The sequence below is a fragment of the Mycobacterium sp. WUMAC-067 genome (assembly GCF_020217485.1).
Lineage (GTDB): Bacteria > Actinomycetota > Actinomycetes > Mycobacteriales > Mycobacteriaceae > Mycobacterium.
In genome coordinates, this window is record NZ_JAEKMI010000023.1 from 22363 (window position 1) to 37078 (window position 14716).

The 14716-nt window shown below is 69.1% G+C and carries 15 protein-coding genes; 7 read left to right on the top strand and 8 right to left on the bottom strand.

Annotation, left to right across the window (positions count from 1 at the left end; all coding sequences use genetic code 11):
* Positions 1-124: 124 nt before the first annotated feature.
* The gene (locus tag JF781_RS17015; RefSeq protein ID WP_225328240.1) at positions 125-874 is read left to right on the top strand and encodes an MBL fold metallo-hydrolase; all 750 of its coding nucleotides are present in this window, start codon (positions 125-127) and stop codon (positions 872-874) included.
* Positions 875-1052: 178 nt separating this feature from the next.
* Here JF781_RS17015 and JF781_RS17020 read toward each other — a convergent pair whose 3' ends face one another.
* Genes JF781_RS17020 through JF781_RS17030 form a run of 3 tightly spaced genes read right to left on the bottom strand, consistent with a single transcriptional unit; the run spans position 1053 to position 2824 of the window.
* Positions 1053-1556 (bottom strand): GNAT family N-acetyltransferase, encoded by a 504-nt coding sequence (locus JF781_RS17020; protein ID WP_225328241.1) that lies wholly within the window; start codon positions 1554-1556, stop codon positions 1053-1055.
* Positions 1557-1563: 7 nt separating this feature from the next.
* Entirely contained in the window at positions 1564-2445 is an 882-nt protein-coding gene (locus JF781_RS17025) for an SAM-dependent methyltransferase (protein WP_225328242.1), read from the bottom strand.
* A gap of 7 nt (positions 2446-2452) precedes the next feature.
* On the bottom strand, positions 2453-2824 hold the full coding sequence (locus tag JF781_RS17030; protein WP_225328243.1) for a DUF3054 domain-containing protein: 372 nt from the start codon (positions 2822-2824) through the stop codon (positions 2453-2455).
* Positions 2825-2894: 70 nt separating this feature from the next.
* Between JF781_RS17030 and JF781_RS17035 the strand changes: the two genes are divergently transcribed.
* The 6 genes from JF781_RS17035 to JF781_RS17060 all read left to right on the top strand — a co-directional run bounded on the left by JF781_RS17035 (position 2895) and on the right by JF781_RS17060 (position 9511).
* Positions 2895-3638 carry an SDR family NAD(P)-dependent oxidoreductase gene (locus JF781_RS17035; RefSeq protein ID WP_225328244.1) on the top strand — a complete coding sequence of 248 codons (744 nt, stop codon included), beginning with the start codon at positions 2895-2897 and terminating at the stop codon, positions 3636-3638.
* 16 nt (positions 3639-3654) lie between these two features.
* Complete coding sequence (locus JF781_RS17040) at positions 3655-4839, top strand: acyl-CoA dehydrogenase (protein ID WP_225328245.1); 1185 nt, start codon at positions 3655-3657, stop codon at positions 4837-4839.
* A complete protein-coding gene (locus tag JF781_RS17045) occupies positions 4839-5984 on the top strand; it encodes an acyl-CoA dehydrogenase family protein (protein WP_225328246.1) in 1146 nt (381 codons plus the stop codon). Before JF781_RS17040 ends, JF781_RS17045 begins: the two co-directional genes overlap by 1 nt.
* A 9-nt stretch (positions 5985-5993) precedes the next feature.
* Complete coding sequence (locus tag JF781_RS17050; RefSeq protein ID WP_225328247.1) at positions 5994-6665, top strand: TetR/AcrR family transcriptional regulator; 672 nt, start codon at positions 5994-5996, stop codon at positions 6663-6665.
* Positions 6666-6670: 5 nt separating this feature from the next.
* Positions 6671-7309, top strand: a complete 639-nt coding sequence (locus JF781_RS17055; protein ID WP_225328248.1) for a hypothetical protein — start codon at positions 6671-6673, stop codon at positions 7307-7309.
* A gap of 807 nt (positions 7310-8116) precedes the next feature.
* Complete coding sequence (locus tag JF781_RS17060; RefSeq protein WP_225328249.1) at positions 8117-9511, top strand: NAD(P)/FAD-dependent oxidoreductase; 1395 nt, start codon at positions 8117-8119, stop codon at positions 9509-9511.
* Here the strand turns inward: JF781_RS17060 and JF781_RS17065 are convergent.
* From JF781_RS17065 to JF781_RS17085, 5 genes are all read right to left on the bottom strand, one after another.
* On the bottom strand, positions 9508-10734 hold the full coding sequence (locus JF781_RS17065) for an O-succinylhomoserine sulfhydrylase (RefSeq protein WP_225328250.1): 1227 nt from the start codon (positions 10732-10734) through the stop codon (positions 9508-9510). The two genes, JF781_RS17060 and JF781_RS17065, sit on opposite strands and share 4 nt — an antisense overlap.
* Before the next feature lie 7 nt (positions 10735-10741).
* Positions 10742-11179, bottom strand: a complete 438-nt coding sequence (locus tag JF781_RS17070) for a rhodanese-like domain-containing protein (protein ID WP_225328251.1) — start codon at positions 11177-11179, stop codon at positions 10742-10744.
* A gap of 118 nt (positions 11180-11297) precedes the next feature.
* Positions 11298-12503 carry a formate-dependent phosphoribosylglycinamide formyltransferase gene (gene purT, locus JF781_RS17075; RefSeq protein WP_225328252.1) on the bottom strand — a complete coding sequence of 402 codons (1206 nt, stop codon included), beginning with the start codon at positions 12501-12503 and terminating at the stop codon, positions 11298-11300.
* A gap of 61 nt (positions 12504-12564) precedes the next feature.
* Entirely contained in the window at positions 12565-13212 is a 648-nt protein-coding gene (locus tag JF781_RS17080; protein WP_225328253.1) for a PaaI family thioesterase, read from the bottom strand.
* A complete protein-coding gene (locus JF781_RS17085; protein ID WP_225328254.1) occupies positions 13209-14507 on the bottom strand; it encodes an adenylosuccinate synthase in 1299 nt (432 codons plus the stop codon). Before JF781_RS17085 ends, JF781_RS17080 begins: the two co-directional genes overlap by 4 nt.
* Positions 14508-14716 lie beyond the last annotated feature (209 nt).

Genomic DNA, 14716 nt, shown 5'->3' on the forward strand with positions numbered 1-14716 from the left:
GCGACCCGCCGCGCCCGGCTACGCCGCGCTCGCGATCGCTCGGGCCTGACGGTCGCGACCCGCCGCGCCCGGCTACGCCGCGCTCGCGATCGCTCGGGGCAACGACGCTTCTACACTCGCGGGCATGGGACCGGCGCCAACTCTTGTTCAAGTCACCGACACGGTGCACCTCGCGCGGGGCGAGGCCGTCAACTGGACGATCGTCGCCGACGGCACCGGCGTGATGCTGATCGACGCCGGCTATCCCGGGGACCGCCACGACGTGCTGGCGTCGCTGCGGGAGCTGGGCCACGACGCCGGCGACGTGCGTGCCATCCTGCTCACCCACGCCCACATCGACCACCTGGGGTCGGCGATCTGGTTCGCCAACGACTACGGCACCGACGTGTATTGCCACGCCGAAGAGGTGGGTCACGCCAAGCGCGAATACCTGGAGCAGGCCTCGGTTTTCGATGTGGCCCTGCGCATTTGGCGGCCCCGCTGGGCCGCGTGGGGGCTGCACGTGGTGCGCAGCGGCGGCCTGATCCGCGACGGCATCCCGTCGACCCGGCCGCTGACCGCCGACGTGGCCGCCGGGCTGCCGGGCCACCCGATGGCCGTTTTCACCCCGGGGCACACCAGCGGGCATTGCTCGTATGTGGTCGACGGGGTGCTGGTCAGCGGCGACGCGCTGATCACCGGCCACCCCCTGCTCAAGCACGACGGGCCGCAGCTGTTGCCGGAGGTGTTCAGCCACAGCCAGCAGAATTCGCTGCGCAGCCTGGATGCGTTGGCCCTGCTCGACACCGAGGTGTTGCTGCCGGGGCACGGCGACGTGTGGCGCGGGCCGATTCGCGAGGCGACGGCTCGGGCCATCTCGCTGGCCGGCGGTTGATGACCTCGGGCCAGATCATCGCCACACCAACCCCACTGGTCCCGTCACGGGATCCGATGTGTGAACCCCAAACGCGCTAGCGCATGCGCTATCAAAATTGAAAGCCCCCTATGCCCTGAGATCCGTTGTGACGGTGGCTAACTCGATAGCTCCGGTCTGAGCGTCGGCGACGGGGTGGTCACGTCAGCCACTTCTCGAAGGCGATCGGGATGAACGGCCCCCAGGACGGCAGCGGGTCGGGGGCCACCCGGGTATAGCCCGTCGCGTCGTAGAGCGCCTCGGCCTCGGGCTGCCGGTTGCCGGTGATCAAGTAGAGCCGCCGGTACCCGCGGGCCAGCGTCTCGGCCTCCAGCGCGGCGAGCAACGCGCGCGCATAGCCGCGGCGCCGGTGGGCGGCGTCGGTCCAGATCCGCTTGAGTTCGGCGGTGTGGGCGTCGTAGCGGCGAAACGCGCCGCCGGTCACGGGCACGCCGCGCAGGACCCCGATCAGCAACCCGCCGTCCGGTGGCGCCAGCTCGGCCTCGGGCACGGGCAGCCAGGACAGATGCGTGCTCGGGGTGCCGCCGTAGCGCTCCGCGTACTCGACGGCCAACTCGGCCAGCAGCGGTTGGGCCAGCGGATCATCGTGGGTGGCCGAGACGAATCGCAGCCGGCCGTCTGGGGCAATGGATTCCGGCATCATCGAAAGCTCAAACGCGTGTCGCGGTGACGTATTCCGGGATGAACTCCGCGTCGCCGCGCCCGGTACGCCGCCGCCTGCCCAGCCCCATGGTGCGCAGCAAGTCGGCGATGTCGCGCCCGCGTGTCTCCCAGCCGTGGGTCGCCAGATACTCAGGGACATAGTGGTATTCGCCCGGATAAGTCAGGCTGGCCAGGTCGACGTCGAGGCCGCGCCGCCGCCAGCCGTCCACGAAGGCGCGCTCGGCCCCCAGCTGCAACGGATTCCAGGTGGGCATGTGATCGGCGGCCAACCGGCTGCCCGGGGCGCTCGCCGCGGTGACCCCGTGCAGCAACCGGCTCTGCTCGTGGGGTGGCAGGTACCCGACGAGCAACTGCTCGGCGACCCACACCGTGGGCTGGGCGGCGTCAAAACCCACCCGCCGCAAGGCCGCCGGCCAATCGTGGCGCAGGTCGATGCCGACCGCGCACCGGTTGGTGGCCAGGGTGGCGTCCAGCCCGCGCAGCACGTCGGACTTGAAGTCGAGCACCTGCGGCCGATCGATCTCGTAGACCGTCGTCCCCCGGGGCCACCACAGCCGATAGGGCCGGGTGTCCAGTCCCGACGCCAGGATCACCACCTGGCGGATGCCCGCCCTGCCCGCGTCGGCAAGGAATTCGTCCACGAAACGGGTGTGCGCCGCCAGCGCATCCATCAGCGCCGTCATCGCCGGGTCGTCGCCGTCGTCGGCCGCGAAGGTGTGGTCCTTGACCGCCCGGGTGAGGTACTCGATCCCGACGGCGCACAGCAACGGCTCGGCGAACGGATCATTCAGCAGGCCCTTGTCGGTGGCCACGGCCCGCGCGGCGGCGCCGAACGTCGCGGTCACCTCCACGTCGGCCGTCGGTGCCATCGCGCGCTCAGACGTCGGAGCGGCGCCGCAGGGTCAGCCCGACGGCCACTCGCCAGCCCAGCAACAACAGCGCGGTGACCGTCGTCGCCACCACGACGAAACTGGCGGCCACGCCCGCAGACGTCGCCTTGCGCAGCACCATGCCGACGACCACGGTCGACAACCAGACCACGACCCCGGTCGGCGCCACGGCGGTGGGCCGCCGCCAGCCGCGCGCGGCCAGCCACCCGATGGCGGTGCCGGTGAGAAACGGCCACGCCGTCGCGGCGACGCCGGTGACGTTGAGCCCTTCGTCGTGGCTGCGGCGCCCCAGGGCGCAGAACACCAGCACGCCGACGACGTCGACGGCGAGCCAGCCCAGCCATCGGAGCCTAAGCATGCAGCGAGACTACCGGGCAGGGCCGAAGATCCTTGACCCGACGGCCGCGGTGAACCTAGATTCGTCAGCAATGAATACTCATTCACCAGGCCTCGCGGTGGTGACCGGCGCCGGCTCCGGCATCGGCAGGGCGATCGCGCTGGGTCTCGCCGCCCGGGGCGACCGCGTCGTCGCCGCCGACCTCGACCAGGCGGCGGCCTCGGCCACCGCCGACGAACACCCCGAGAAGATCACCGCGCTGCCGGTGGACGTGGCCGACCCGGCGCAAGTCAACGCGCTGCGCGATCGCATCCACGCCGACCTCGGCGTGCCCAACGTCGTCGTCAACGCCGCCGGATGGGACCGCACCGACCAATTCCTCAACGCCACAGCGGAATTCGCGCAGAAGGTGGTCGCGATCAACTACCTCGGACCCGTGCATGTGTGCTCGGCGTTCCTGCCGGGGATGATCGAGACGCACGGCGGCGGGCGCGTGGTCAACCTGGCCAGCGACGCCGGCCGAGTGGGCAGCGCGGGCGAGAGCATCTACGCCGGCGCCAAGGGCGGGGTGATCGCGCTGACCAAGTCGCTGGCCCGCGAGATGGCGCGTCACCAGATCACGGTCAACTGCGTGTGCCCGGGACCGACCGACACGCCGCTGTTTCACGCGCAGCCCGAGAAACTGAAGGAGGCGCTGGTCAAGGCGATCCCGTTTCGGCGGCTGGCCCGGCCCGACGAGGTCGCCGCGCCGGTGCTGTTCTTCGCGTCGGACGCGGCGTCGTTCATCACCGGACAGGTGATCAGCGTCAGCGGCGGTTTGACGATGGCCGGCTAGTGGCAGGCTGACGTCTATGAGCACCAAGACGCCACCCGCCTTCGACCGCTACGACCCCCTGGGCCTGGACGCCTCCCTGTCCGACGACGAGCGCGCAGTGCGCGACACCGTCCGGGACTTCTGCGCCGAGCACGTCCTGCCCCACGTCGCGGAGTGGTTCGAGATCGGCGACCTGCCCGTCCGCGAACTCGCCAAGGGGTTCGGTCAGCTGGGCCTGCTGGGCATGCACCTGCACGGGTACGGCTGCGGTGGGGCCTCCGCCGTGCATTACGGGCTGGCCTGCGTGGAGCTCGAGGCCGCCGACTCCGGCCTTCGGTCGATGGTCTCGGTGCAGGGGTCGCTGGCGATGTTCGCGATCTGGAATTTCGGGTCCGAGGAGCAGAAGCAGGAATGGCTGCCGGGCATGGCCACCGGCGAGCTGCTCGGCTGCTTCGGGCTGACCGAGCCCGACGTCGGATCCGACCCCGCCGCGATGAAAACCCGTGCGCGACGGGATGGTTCGGATTGGGTGCTCAACGGTCGCAAGCTGTGGATCACCAACGGCTCGGTCGCCGACGTCGCGGTCGTGTGGGCCAACACCGACGACGGCATACGCGGATTCATCGTGCCCACCCGCACCGCGGGCTTCACCGCCAACACCATTCACCACAAGCTGTCGCTGCGGGCCTCGATCACCAGCGAGCTGGTGCTCGACGACGTGCGGTTGCCCGCCGAGGCGATGCTGCCCGAGGCCAAGGGGCTGCGCGGGCCACTGTCGTGTCTGTCCGAGGCCCGCTACGGAATCATCTGGGGCTCCATGGGGGCGGCGCGCTCGGCCTGGCAGGCCGCCCTCGACTACGCCACGCAGCGCACCCAGTTCGGCCGCCCGATCGCCGGATTCCAGTTGACCCAGGCGAAACTCGTCGATATGGCCGTCGAGCTGCACAAGGGCCAACTGCTGTCGCTGCACCTCGGCCGCCTCAAGGACAGCGTGGGCCTGCGTCCCGAACAGGTCAGCTTCGGCAAGCTCAACAACACCCGGGAGGCGATCGAGATCTGCCGGACCGCCCGAACGATCCTGGGCGGCAACGGGATATCGCTGGAATACCCCGTGATCCGGCACATGGTCAACCTGGAATCGGTGCTGACCTATGAGGGCACACCGGAGATGCACCAGCTCGTCCTCGGCCAGGCGTTCACCGGCAGCGACGCCTTCCGCTGATGAGCCGCCTGACCTACACGCACGAGCATCACCAGTTCCGGGAACTGGTACGCGATTTCGTGCAGCAGGCGGTCGCGCCCAACCACGAGAGCTGGGAACGCGACGGCCAGTGGGACCGCTCGCTGTTCACCGAGGCGGGCAAGCTTGGGCTGCTGGGCTTTTCGGTGCCCGAGCATCTCGGCGGCCCCGGCGTGGACGACTTCCGCTACAACGCGATCGTGATCGACGAGTTGCAGCGCGCCGGGGCGGCCGCCGAGGCCATCGCCTTCACGCTGCAAAACGACGTGGTGCTGCCCTATCTCACCGATTTGACGACCCCCGAGCAGCAACAGCGCTGGCTGCCCGGGGTGGTCACCGGCGAGACGGTGCTCGGCATCGGGATGACCGAGCCCGGAACCGGCAGCGACCTGGCCGGGATCCGCACGACCGCGGTGCGAGACGGCGACGACTACGTCGTCAACGGCGCCAAGACGTTCATCTCCAACGGTCAGGTCGGGGACCTGTTCGTCATCGCCGCGCGCACCTCGCCGGATCGCCATCAGGGACTGTCACTTCTGGTGGTCGACGCCGACACCCCGGGCTTCTCCCGCGGCCGCAACCTGGAGAAGATCGGCCTGCACGCCCAGGACACCAGCGAGCTCACCTTCACCGATATGCGGGTGCCGAAAGAAAACCTGCTCGAATCAGAGGGCCGCGGCTTCTATCAGTTGATGAAGAACCTGCCCCAGGAGCGGCTCGCGCTCGGCGTGGGGGCGGTGGCCGCCGCGGAAGCGATCCTGGCCGGAACCCTCGACTACGTCCGTGACCGCAAGGCCTTCGGATCACCGATCGCGAGCTTCCAGCACAGCCAATTCGTGCTCGCCGAGCTGGCAACCGAAATCGACATCGCCCGAACGTATCTCGACGACTGCCTTGCCCAGCACCTCGAGGGTGAGCTGACGGCGGCCCGCGCCGCCCGGCTGAAATGGTGGACGACCGACCTCCAGGTGCGCACCGCCGACCGCTGCCTGCAGCTGCACGGGGGGTACGGCTACATGCGCGAATACAGCGTGGCGCGCGCGTTCGTCGACGCCCGCATCCAAACCATCTACGGCGGCACCAACGAGATCATGAAGACGATCATCGCCAAGGACCTGGGCCTCTAGGGGCAGCCGATGGCCACCGACATCGCCGACTACAGCGCCCTTCCCGCCGAGGAGGCGGTGCGCGCCGCCCGCGTCAGCTCGCGGCGCCGCCAGGTGCTCGATGCCGCGGTCAAGGTCATGGGCAGGACCGGGTTTCACCAGATGTCCATGCAGGATCTGGCCGCCGAGGCCGAGGTCAGCGTCGGCCTGCTCTACAAGTACTTCGGCGGCAAGGAGGACCTGCTGCTCGCCACGATCGTGCGCATCCTCGACGTGTTCCGCGATCAGCTTTCGCCGGTCATCGACGCCGCCGGCGATGACGTCGTGGACCAGTTGACCGCGGGGATCCGCCGCTACATCCAGATCGTCGACGAGAACCTCGACGGCGTGGTGCTGACCTACCGGGAGAGCCGAACCCTCGGAGCGCCCGGGCGCACCCAGATCAAGGACCTCGAAATCGCCACGGCCGCACCGCTGCGCGCGGTGATCGAGGCCGGCATCGCCGAGGGCGTCTTCCGCGGGGTCGATGTCGACCTCACCGTGTTCGACATCATGCTGCTCGCGCACGGCTGGGCGCTGAAGCATTGGCACTTCGGGCCGATCTACACCGTCGACGAATACATCGCGTTGCAGATCCGCCACGTGCTGGGCGGATTGATCGCCGACGACCGCCGCGCCGACTACGCGCACGTGCTGAAATGAGGGGCATGGGGATCACCGCACGCCGAGTCCGCGGCATGGTCGCGCTGTTGGCCCTGGGGGCCGTTGCCGGTCTGCCGGCGGCGGGCGCCGACCCGGCCGCGGGGCTGCCCCCGATGACGTCCAGCGGCAGTGGGCCGATCATCGGCGGGGGCTCCGCCGCGGCGCAGGGAATCGCGCAGCAGCTCTTTAGCTTTGGCAATCCTAACGTCGTGCAGGAGGTCGACGGCTCGGACGCGGCGCAGTTCATCACGTCCGCCGCGGGCGCCGCCAACCAGCGACTCGCGGCGCCCTTCTCGCTGCTGCGCCGGGCGTTGGCATGCCAGACCGACAATTCCGGATCGGGGGCGGGGTTCGGGGCGCGCGCCTACCGACGCAACGACGGGCAGTGGGGAGGAGCGATGCTGGTCGCGGCCAAGAGCGCGACGCCGAGCCTCGACACCCTGGTCGGCTGCGTGAAGACCAACTGGCGACGGACAGCGGCCGGCGGCGAAACGGCCATGTGCAACAACGGCTGGACCACGCCGACGTCCTACGAGAGCCGCCGCGGCGAGACCTATTACATCCTGCTCGCCGGCACCGCCGCCGACTTCTGCAGCGACCTCAACGCCAAGTACAAGAGCGACGCCAGCGGGTGGCCGTTCTAACGGCCGCGATGCCCTCTTACCCGTCGCTGAAACAAATTGCCATCCCGATGGTTTCGCCGCGCGTCGGGCGGCGCGAGCTCGGGACGTATTTGAATTCATATCCAATTTGCGCAGCCGCGTCGGCGAGCGGCGGGTAAATAGCGATCCAATATAGCCGCGACATGGGCCCCGCGCAGGATAATTCCCATTCACCGGGCCACCGGATTTTGCTGAATTTTGTTCTCGGCCAAGCGGTCGCATCACAGCGGGGTTCATCGGTCATCCGTTTGACGAATTGGTCGGAAATATTCGCGAAATCGCTTATCTGCGAGCGATTGACGCCGTAAGCTCGCGGACATCGGGCCTCAGAATGTCGTCTCCCAGACGTAGGGGTTTCTCATGTCACGTCGTACTAGCAAAATCGTCGTCGCCGTGGTGCTGGCTTTCGCAGCGCCAATGACCTCGGCGTGCACGGTTCCGATCGTTATCGATTGTGGACCCGGTTTGACCTGCACCGGATAGCGGCAGACCGAACGGGCCCCGAGCTCAATTCGGGGCCCTCCACTCACATCACGCCTCGCGTAGCGAGGAGCGCACGGTGATCGGCCGGGGCCGCAGCATGCCCTGATGCGCGCCGCGGCCCCGGCCGGGATCCTTTACCACACACGCCCTTTCGGGCTTCGCGGAGCGTACGGCGCTGAGACTGACTTGGTCACAGGCGTTTTCGACTCCTCCGCTCCTTCTGCTGCCCTGGTGGCCCTGATGCGTTGCGCATCGGTCTGCAGATCGGCCTCGCCTTTCCTGGGCGCGGCGTCGTACGGTGGAGGCATGTCGCGCCATCGTGTGGTCATCATCGGAAGCGGTTTCGGCGGACTGACGGCGGCCAAGGCGCTCAAACGCGCCCCCAGGGGAAGTGAAGTCGAGGTCACCGTGATCTCGAAAACGACCACGCACCTCTTCCAGCCGCTGCTGTACCAGGTGGCCACGGGCATCCTGTCCGAGGGCGACATCGCGCCGACCACCAGGCTGATCCTGCGCCGCCAGAAAAACGTCCGGGTGCTGTGGGGGGAAGTCTCGGCCATCGACCTCACCGCCAAGACGGTCACATCCCACCTGATGGGCATGGAGACGGTGACGCCCTACGACAGCCTGATCGTGGCCGCCGGCGCACAGCAGTCCTACTTCGGCCACGACGAGTACGCCGCGTTCGCGCCCGGGATGAAGAGCATCGACGACGCCCTGGAACTGCGCGGCCGCATTCTCGGCGCATTCGAGGCCGCCGAGGTCGCCATCGACCCGGCCGAACGCCAACGCCGGCTGACCTTCGTGGTGGTCGGGGCCGGGCCCACCGGTGTCGAGCTGGCGGGCGAGATCGTTCAGCTGGCCGAGCGGACCCTGGCCGGCGCGTTCCGGACGATCACCCCCAGCGAATGCCGCGTCATCCTGCTCGACGCGGCGCCCGCGGTGTTGCCGCCGATGGGTACCAAGCTGGGCCTCAAGGCGCAACGGCGGCTGGAGAAGATGGATGTCGAGGTCCAGCTCAACGCGATGGTGACCGCGGTCGACTACATGGGCATCACGGTCAAGGAGAAGGACGGCGGCGAGCGCCGCATCGAGTGCGCGTGCAAGGTGTGGGCGGCCGGCGTGCAGGCCAGCTCGCTGGGCGCGATGCTCGCCGAACAGTCCGACGGAACCGAAACCGACCGCGCCGGAAGGGTGATCGTCGAGCCCGACCTCACCGTCAAGGGCCACCCGTACGTGTTCGTCGTCGGTGACCTGATGTCGGTGCCCGGCGTCCCCGGGATGGCGCAGGGCGCGATCCAGGGAGCGAAGTACGCCGCCACCGTCATCAAGCACGCGGTCAAGGGCGACGACAATCCGGCCGAGCGCACGCCGTTCCGGTACGTGAACAAGGGCAGCATGGCGCTCATCTCCCGCTACAGCGCGGTCGCGCAGGTCGGCAAGGTCGAATTTGCCGGATTCTTCGCCTGGCTGGCCTGGCTGGTGCTGCACCTGTACTACCTCATCGGCCACCGGAACCGACTCGCCGCCATGTTCGCCTGGGGGATCTCGTTCCTGGGCCGCACCCGCGGCCAGATGGCCATCACCAGCCAGATGATCTACGCCCGCCCGCTGGTGAACTGGGTGGAGCAGCAGGCCGCGGAAGGAACGCTCGCGGCGGCCGAACGCGCCGAGACGGCCGAGCAGAAGGCGGCCGGTTAGCTCAAGGCCCGATCGATGTCGGCGATCAGGTCCTCGGTGCCTTCCAGCCCGACGGAGATGCGCACCACGCCGTCACCGAGCCCGATCGCCGCGCGGCCCTCCGGGCCCATCGCGCGGTGAGTGGTGGTCGCGGGGTGTGTGACAAGGGATTTGGCGTCGCCGAGATTGTTGGAGATGTCGATCAGCGTCAACTTGTCCAGCACCTCGAAGGCCCGCCGTTTGGCCGCACTTTCCGGGCAGTCGAGCGCGAAGGTGATCACCGTCCCGCCGCCCGACATCTGGCGCTTGGCCAGGTCGTATTGCGGGTGTGAGGACAGATAGGGGTAACGGACCCAACTCACCGCCGGATGGGTCTCGAGGAATTCGGCGATCCGGTACGCCGAGGAATTGCTGTGCTCGACCCGGATAGCCATCGTCTCAAGGCCTTTCAGCAACACCCAGGCGTTGAACGCGCTCATCGCCGGGCCGGTGTGCCGCATCAGTTTCTGCACCGGGCCGTCGATGTACTCCTTGTCGCCGAGGATGGCCCCGCCCAGCACCCGGCCCTGGCCGTCGATGTGCTTGGTGCCCGAGTACACCACCACGTCGACACCGAGCGGGACGCCCTGCTGCAGCAGCGGTGTGGCGAAAACGTTGTCCAACACCACCTTTGCGCCCGCGGCGTGGGCGAGCTCGGTCACCGCGGCGATGTCCACCAGCGACTGCATCGGATTCGACGGTGTCTCGAAGAACACCGCCGTGGTGGGTACCGACAACGCCTGCTCCCACTGGGCCAGGTCGTCGCCGTCGACGAAGACGGTTTCGACACCCCAGCGCGGCAGGATCTCGTTGCACACCACGAAACACGACCCGAACAGGCTGCGCGACGCGACCAACCGGTCCCCCGCGCCCAGCAGCGCCCCCAGCGACGTGAACACCGCCGCCATGCCGCTGGCGGTGGCGAACGCCGCCGGTGCCCCCTCGAGCAGGCGCAGCCGCTCCTCGAACATCGTCACGGTCGGGTTGCCGTACCGCGAGTAGACGAAGCGGTCGACCTCACCGGTGAACGACTGCTCGGCGACCGCCGCGGACTCGTAGACGTAGCCCGACGTCAGGTACAGCGCCTCGGCGGTCTCGTCGAACCCCGAACGCAGCAGCCCACCACGTACGCCGATGGTCGCCTGGCTGACGTCTTCGGGCAGCGGTGTGGGTGTGCGGACCGAGCCGTGGTCGGCGGGCGTCATGCCTGGATCAACCTTGCTTCCAAGGCAATCCGATCGCCCGCCACCCCGACTCGCCGCGGTGTCCGTTGGCGTCGAGCTGGCCTTCGAAGCCGTCCAGGATGTTGTAGGCCGGGGTGATGCCCAGCTCGGTCGCCACCTCGGCGGCGCCGATGGATCGGTTTCCCGAGCGGCACAGGAACAGCACCGGGCGGTCCGCGTCGGCGGCGGCGAGCACCTGCTCGCGCAGCTGGTCGGCGAAATTCGCGTTGGGCCTGCCGTCGGACGAATTCCATTCGAGGAACAGCACCTCGCGGCCGAGGCTGGACAGATCGGGCACCCCGACGAATCGCCATTCGGCGTCGGTGCGCACGTCGACCAGCACGGCGTCCGGATTGTCGCTGAGCAGTTTCCATGCCTCCAGCGGCGAGATGTCGCCCGCGTAGGAGTGTCCGCGCTCTGTGCTCATGCTCGTATTCCCTCGTCCTTCGTACGCATCGTCAGCCACCCCGGCGAGATTGCCCCCTGCCCGCGGCGATACCTGACCTGCGATCGTATCGAGACCGCCGCCGCGCGCATCTCGGGGCTCAGCCGCCTGAGCCCGGGGCGGCCAGCCTTTCCGCGGCCTGACCGGCGCGCTCGCGTGCGGCCGTCACCTCCGGCGCCGTCGCCAAGGCCCGGAACCCGCGCCCGGAGACGCGCAGGTCGCTCTCCGGCACGCTCAGCGCGCCGACCAACGCGGCGGGGTCACGGGAATCGGCCGGGGCCGCGACGCGGGCGGCGGCCGGCGACACCATCATGGTGTCCACCGGCAGTCCCAGGATGGTGCGGGCCTGCAGCTCGAACGCCGAAAGGCGCTGGCTGCGCAGGGTCACCCAGGCGCTGTCGGCCGGGTGCGACGTGACGTCGGCGAAGTACACCTCGTCGCCGTTGACCATCAATTCGACCCCGAACACGCCGCGCCCGCCCAGCGCCTTGACGATCCGCGCGGCGATCGACCTCGCGGCGTCCGTCGCGGCCGCGCTCATCTTCTGGGGCTGCCAGGATTCCAGGACCTGTCCGGCGGATCCGCGATGCCCGATGGGTGAGCAGAATTCGATCGCCGGCCCCGACGGGCCTTCGCTGCGCACCGCCAGGAGGGTCACGTAGAACTCGACCTCGACCACGGTTTCGGCCAGCACCCGGGCGGCGGGCTGGTCGCCCACCGCGCGATGCCAGGCGGGAGCGATGTCCTCGCGACGTGCCGCCACCGACTGTCGCTGCCCGGTCGGCCCGGCCGCCGGCTTGACCAGCAACGGATACCCCGCGTGCGCGCCGACCGCCTCGAGTTCGGCCAGCGACCCGACGAACCAGAACGGCGCGGTGGGCAGCCCCAGCTCGTCGGCGGCCAGCCGGCGCAGCCCTTCGCGGTCGGCGGTGAGCCGCACGGCGCGGGCGCTGGGCACCAGCCGGCTGCGGTTGCCGTCGAGCCCGTCGAGGGCCCTGGTGGCGACCGCGTCGGTGGTGGTGACGACGAGGTCGGGGTGCAGCCGCCCGATCGTCTGCGCCAGCTCGTCGGCGTCGGACATGTCGAACACCAGCGCCTGGTCGGCGACCCCGTGCGCGGGGGCGTGGGGGTGCCGGTCGGCGGCGATCACGCGGGCCCCGAGGCGTCCCAGGGCGATCGCCAGCTCCCGGCTGATCTCGTCCGATCCCAGCAGCAGCACCGTCGGGCGTGCGTCGGCGGGGGCTTGCGGGGGCACGACGAGCGCCGTCGTTTCGTCGTCTCGTCCGTCCGTCTCGCCGTCAGTCACGGCTCAAGGATAGGTCGGGGCGAAGGGTGCGAGGCCGTGCTCGCGCTTGACTAGGGCTGATTCAGGGCTGGCCGGGAAGCAGCCGCACCATCAGACCGTTGCCCTCGGCCAACACGGTCTGGTCGCCGTCGACCAATTCGGCGGAGACGAACGCCTTGCGGCCCTCGGTGCCGGTGACCCGGCCACGCACCAGCAACGGGACGTCGATCGGGGTGACCTTGCGGTAGTCGACGTGCAGGAACGCCGTGCGGCTGATGGGCCGGTTGGCGGCATGGGAGATCATGCCGAACATGTGGTCGAACAGCAGCGGCAGCACCCCGCCGTGCACCGCGTGGTTGCCGCCGACGTGGAACCGGCTGAAGTGACCGGTCATTTCGACACCCTCGGGGTCGTACCGCGTCAGGACCCACGGCGGCAGCAGCAGGCTGCCCATGCCGGGCAGGTCGGGGGTGCGGCCCGCGGGCGCCTGGCCCTCGACCTCGGCCTCAAACGGCCCCAGCAGCTCGGTCAGCGCCGCGACTCGATCCGCGGCGTCATCCCAGACATCGTCACCCGGGTCGGCCGACACGGCGAGGTCCTGCAGCCGGCGCATCGAGGCGACGAACCGGGCGAAGCCGGGGCCGGGGCTGGCCGGGCCGTACTCCGGGAAGCCGCCGTGGTGTTCGTATTCGGGATCGAGGTCAATCGGGTTGGCTTCCGCATCCGTCACGGGCGGGCCGCCAGGACGTCGCGGCGCACAATCGTCTGTTCGCGGCCGGGGCCCACCCCGATGCACGAAACATGAGCTCCCGCAAGCTCTTCGAGGCGAAGCACGTAGTCGCGCGCCTTGGCCGGCAGGTCGTCGAACTCCCGGGCGTGCGAGATGTCCTCCCACCAGCCGGGCAGCTCCTCGTAGATCGGCTCCGCGCGGCCGAGATCGCTTTGGGTCATCGGCATCTCGTGAATGCGGGCCCCGTCGATCCGGTAGCCGACACACACCGGAACGGTCTCGAGGCTGGACAGCACGTCGAGCTTGGTCAAAAAGTAGTCGGTGATGCCGTTGACCCGGGTGGCGTAGCGGGCGATGACGGCGTCGAACCAGCCGCATCGCCGGCGCCGGCCGGTGGTGACGCCGAATTCGCCCCCGGTCTTGGACAGGTATTCGCCGTTCTCGTCGAACAGCTCGGTGGGGAATGGGCCGGAGCCCACGCGGGTCGTGTAGGCCTTGAGGATTCCCAGCACCGTGGTGATCCGGGTGGGCCCGATCCCCGAACCGACCGCCGCCCCGCCCGCCGTCGGATTCGACGACGTCACATAGGGATACGTGCCGTGGTCGACGTCGAGCAGGGTGCCTTGCGAGCCCTCCAGCAACACGGTTTCGCCGGACTCCAGCGCGGTGTTGAGCAGCAGCCGGGTATCGGCGATGCGGTGGGCGAAACCCTGCGCCTGCTCCAGCAGGGCCTCGACCACCTGGTGCGGGTCGAGCGCCTTGCGGTTGTAGATCTTGACCAAGATCTGGTTCTTCAGTTCCAGCGCGGCCTCGACCTTGTGCGTCAACACCTCCCGGTCGAGCACGTCGGCGACGCGGATTCCGATCCGGGCGATCTTGTCCTGGTAGCAGGGCCCGATGCCGCGGCCGGTGGTGCCGATCTTCTTGTTGCCCATGTAGCGCTCGGTGACCTTGTCGATGGCCACGTGGTAGGGCAACAGCAGGTGCGCGTCGGCAGAGATCAGCAGCCTGGAGGTGTCGACACCGCGGTCTTCGAGGCCTTTGAGCTCGTCGAGCAGCACCGCGGGGTCGATCACCACGCCGTTGCCGATGACGTTGGTGACGCCGGGCGTGAGCACCCCCGACGGGATCAGGTGCAGGGCGAAGTTCTCCCCGCTCGGCAGGACGACGGTGTGCCCGGCGTTGTTGCCCCCCTGGTAGCGCACCACCCACTGAACCCGCCCGCCGAGCAGGTCGGTGGCCTTACCTTTGCCCTCGTCACCCCACTGGGCGCCGATGAGGACGATTGCCGGCATGAGTTTGCTCCCGCCTGCTTACTGTGGTTCTGCTGGCAAGACGCCAGATCTTGCACCGCTGCAACGGTTTTCGGCATCGCCGGCGGGCTGGTAGTGCCGTCGGGGGACGGCGCCTCGGTTAGCCGCGTCGGGACCGTGCGCGTTGCTCCACGCGTCTTTGCTTGCCGCGCTCACGTGGCGATCCTAAACGTCGGGTAACGACGGCCTTG